The following is a 4,677-nucleotide window of genomic DNA, read 5'->3' on the forward strand; positions in this document are numbered from 1 at the left end:
AAACTGTCGCATAAAACGCGTTTGGCGTTGTATGGTTAAGCCTCACGGGTAATTAGTACAAGTTAGCTTAATGGCTCACACCACTTCCACATCTTGCCTATCAACGTTGTAGTCTTCAACGGCCCTTCAGAGACTTTAAAAGTCTAGTGAGAACTCATCTCGAGGCCTGCTTCGCGCTTAGATGCTTTCAGCGCTTATCAGTTCCGAACGTAGCTACCGGGCAATGCCATTGGCATGACAACCCGAACACCAGCGGTTCGTTCACTCCGGTCCTCTCGTACTAGGAGCAACCCCTCTCAATTCTCAAACGCCCACGGCAGATAGGGACCGAACTGTCTCACGACGTTCTAAACCCAGCTCGCGTACCACTTTAAATGGCGAACAGCCATACCCTTGGGACCGACTTCAGCCCCAGGATGTGATGAGCCGACATCGAGGTGCCAAACACCGCCGTCGATATGAACTCTTGGGCGGTATCAGCCTGTTATCCCCGGAGTACCTTTTATCCGTTGAGCGATGGCCCTTCCATTCAGAACCACCGGATCACTATGACCTACTTTCGTACCTGCTCGACGTGTCTGTCTCGCAGTTAAGCTGGCTTCTACCATTACACTAACCGTACGATGTCCGACCGTACTTAGCCAACCTTCGTGCTCCTCCGTTACTCTTTAGGAGGAGACCGCCCCAGTCAAACTACCCACCAGGCACTGTCCGTAACCCCGATTCAGGGGCCAACGTTAGAACATCAAAACTACAAGGGTGGTATTTCAAGGACGACTCCACAACAACTAGCGTCGCTGCTTCAAAGTCTCCCACCTATCCTACACATGTAGGTTCAATGTTCAGTGCCAAGCTGTAGTAAAGGTTCACGGGGTCTTTCCGTCTAGCCGCGGGTACACAGCATCTTCACTGCGATTTCAATTTCACTGAGTCTCGGGTGGAGACAGCGTGGCCATGGTTACACCATTCGTGCAGGTCGGAACTTACCCGACAAGGAATTTCGCTACCTTAGGACCGTTATAGTTACGGCCGCCGTTTACCGGGGCTTCGATCAAGAGCTTCTCCCTAAGGATAACCCCATCAATTAACCTTCCGGCACCGGGCAGGTGTCACACCGTATACGTCATCTTGCGATTTTGCACAGTGCTGTGTTTTTAATAAACAGTCCCAGCCACCTGGTCACTGCGGCTCCCGTCCGCTTAGAGAGCAAGTCTCATCACAGATAGGAGCGTACCTTCTCCCGAAGTTACGGTACGATTTTGCCTAGTTCCTTCACCCGAGTTCTCTCAAGCGCCTTAGTATTCTCTACCTGACCACCTGTGTCGGTTTGGGGTACGATTCCATATAATCTGAAGCTTAGAGGCTTTTCCTGGAAGTATGGCATCAACAACTTCATCACCTTAGTGACTCGTCTCGTGTCTCAGTCTTAATAGCAACCCGGATTTACCTAAGTCGCCAACCTACTCACTTTCACATGGACTACCAACGCCATGCTTGTTTAGCCTGCTCCGTCCCCCCATCGCAATTATATCGAGTACAGAAATATTAATCTGTTTCCCATCGACTACGCCTTTCGGCCTCGCCTTAGGGGTCGACTTACCCTACCCTGATTAACATGGGATAGGAACCCTTGGTCTTCCGGCGTGGGAGTTTTTCACTCCCATTATCGTTACTCATGTCAGCATTCGCACTTCTGATACGTCCAGCATACCTCCCGGTACACCTTCAACCGCTTACAGAACGCTCCCCTACCACTCAGAATAAATTCTGAATCCGCAGCTTCGGTGCATAGTTTAGCCCCGTTACATCTTCCGCGCAGACCGACTCGACCAGTGAGCTATTACGCTTTCTTTAAAGGATGGCTGCTTCTAAGCCAACCTCCTGGCTGTCTGGGCCTTTCCACATCGTTTCCCACTTAACTATGACTTTGGGACCTTAGCTGGCGGTCTGGGTTGTTTCCCTCTTCACGACGGACGTTAGCACCCGCCGTGTGTCTCCCGGATATTACTTTACGGTATTCGGAGTTTGCAAAGGGTTGGTAAGTCGGGATGACCCCCTAGCCTTAACAGTGCTCTACCCCCGTAAGTATTCGTCCGAGGCTCTACCTAAATAGATTTCGGGGAGAACCAGCTATCTCCCGGTTTGATTAGCCTTTCACTCCTAGCCACAGGTCATCCCCTAACTTTTCAACGTTAGTGGGTTCGGTCCTCCAGTTGATGTTACTCAACCTTCAACCTGCCCATGGCTAGATCACCGGGTTTCGGGTCTATACCTTGCAACTATTCGCCCAGTTAAGACTCGGTTTCCCTACGGCTACCCTATTCGGTTAACCTCGCTACAAAATATAAGTCGCTGACCCATTATACAAAAGGTACGCAGTCACCCAACAAGTGGGCTCCTACTGCTTGTACGTACACGGTTTCAGGTTCTATTTCACTCCCCTCACAGGGGTTCTTTTCGCCTTTCCCTCACGGTACTGGTTCACTATCGGTCAGTTGGGAGTATTTAGCCTTAGATGATGGTCCACCTATATTCAGTCAAAGTTTCACGTGCTCCGACCTACTCGATTTCACTTAAAATGTCTTTTCATGTACGGGACTATCACCCTGTATCGTGGCACTTTCCAGAGCCTTCCATTAACACATAATAAGCTTAAGGGCTGTTCCGATTTCGCTCGCCGCTACTTTCGGAATCTCGGTTGATTTCTTTTCCTACGGGTACTTAGATGTTTCAGTTCTCCGCGTTCGCCTCGTTAACCTATGTATTCAGTTAACGATACCTGCAAGCAGGTGGGTTTCCCCATTCGGAAATCCTAGTCTCAAGCGCTTTTTACTAGCTTGACTAGGCTTATCGCAAGTTAATACGTCCTTCATCGCCTCCAACTGCCAAGGCATCCACCGTGTACGCTTAGTCACTTAACCATACAACCCAAACGGGTCTTTGTTTTGTGACAGTTTAACTTCGCCAGAAGTTAATATTGAATACTAAAGTAGATACCAATCAATCAACGTAAAACGTTAATTAAATGGCACTGAATGGTACTGCTACCATTCTTTTTTTACTTTTGAAAACTCTTGATAAATACAAAGTATCTATCAGAATTTTATTATCAGCTTTTCCAAATTTTTAAAGAGCATATTAATTAGTTATTCCGAAGAACAAGCACTAATTAACAATCATCTGTGTGGACACTACGAACAAATAAGTTCTAAATCGTATAAGGAGGTGATCCAGCCCCAGGTTCCCCTAGGGCTACCTTGTTACGACTTCACCCCAGTCATGAATCACTCCGTGGTAAACGTCCTCCCGAGGGTTAGACTATCTACTTCTGGAGCAACCCACTCCCATGGTGTGACGGGCGGTGTGTACAAGGCCCGGGAACGTATTCACCGCGTCATTCTGATACGCGATTACTAGCGATTCCGACTTCATGGAGTCGAGTTGCAGACTCCAATCCGGACTACGACGCACTTTAAGTGATTCGCTTACTCTCGCGAGTTCGCAGCACTCTGTATGCGCCATTGTAGCACGTGTGTAGCCCTACACGTAAGGGCCATGATGACTTGACGTCGTCCCCACCTTCCTCCGGTTTATCACCGGCAGTCTCCTTAGAGTTCTCAGCATTACCTGCTAGCAACTAAGGATAGGGGTTGCGCTCGTTGCGGGACTTAACCCAACATCTCACAACACGAGCTGACGACAGCCATGCAGCACCTGTATCAGAGTTCCCGAAGGCACCAAACCATCTCTGGTAAGTTCTCTGTATGTCAAGTGTAGGTAAGGTTCTTCGCGTTGCATCGAATTAAACCACATGCTCCACCGCTTGTGCGGGCCCCCGTCAATTCATTTGAGTTTTAACCTTGCGGCCGTACTCCCCAGGCGGTCTACTTAATGCGTTAGCTTTGAAAAACAGAACCGAGGCTCCGAGCTTCTAGTAGACATCGTTTACGGCGTGGACTACCGGGGTATCTAATCCCGTTTGCTCCCCACGCTTTCGTACATGAGCGTCAGTGTTGACCCAGGTGGCTGCCTTCGCCATCGGTATTCCTTCAGATCTCTACGCATTTCACCGCTACACCTGAAATTCTACCACCCTCTATCACACTCTAGTTTGCCAGTTCGAAATGCAGTTCCCAGGTTGAGCCCGGGGCTTTCACATCTCGCTTAACAAACCGCCTGCGTACGCTTTACGCCCAGTAATTCCGATTAACGCTCGCACCCTCCGTATTACCGCGGCTGCTGGCACGGAGTTAGCCGGTGCTTCTTCTGTCAGTAACGTCACAGCTAGCAGGTATTAACTACTAACCTTTCCTCCTGACTGAAAGTGCTTTACAACCCGAAGGCCTTCTTCACACACGCGGCATGGCTGCATCAGGCTTGCGCCCATTGTGCAATATTCCCCACTGCTGCCTCCCGTAGGAGTCTGGGCCGTGTCTCAGTCCCAGTGTGGCTGATCATCCTCTCAAACCAGCTAGGGATCGTCGCCTTGGTGAGCCATTACCTCACCAACTAGCTAATCCCACTTGGGCCAATCTAAAGGCGAGAGCCGAAGCCCCCTTTGGTCCGTAGACATTATGCGGTATTAGCAGTCGTTTCCAACTGTTGTCCCCCACCTCAAGGCATGTTCCCAAGCATTACTCACCCGTCCGCCGCTCGTCAGCAAAGTAGCAAGCTACT

General features: G+C 49.7%; 2 rRNA genes. Both read right to left on the reverse strand.

Features of this window, described 5'->3' with window-relative positions:
- Positions 1-31: 31 nt before the first annotated feature.
- A 23S ribosomal RNA gene (locus H5116_RS19945) occupies positions 32-2,921 on the reverse strand.
- Positions 2,922-3,218: 297 nt separating this feature from the next.
- Positions 3,219-4,677, reverse strand: a 16S ribosomal RNA gene (locus tag H5116_RS19950); the annotation flags it as partial.

This window comes from Pseudoalteromonas sp. SG45-2, from assembly GCF_014164115.1.
Taxonomy (GTDB): Bacteria; Pseudomonadota; Gammaproteobacteria; order Enterobacterales; family Alteromonadaceae; genus Pseudoalteromonas; species Pseudoalteromonas distincta.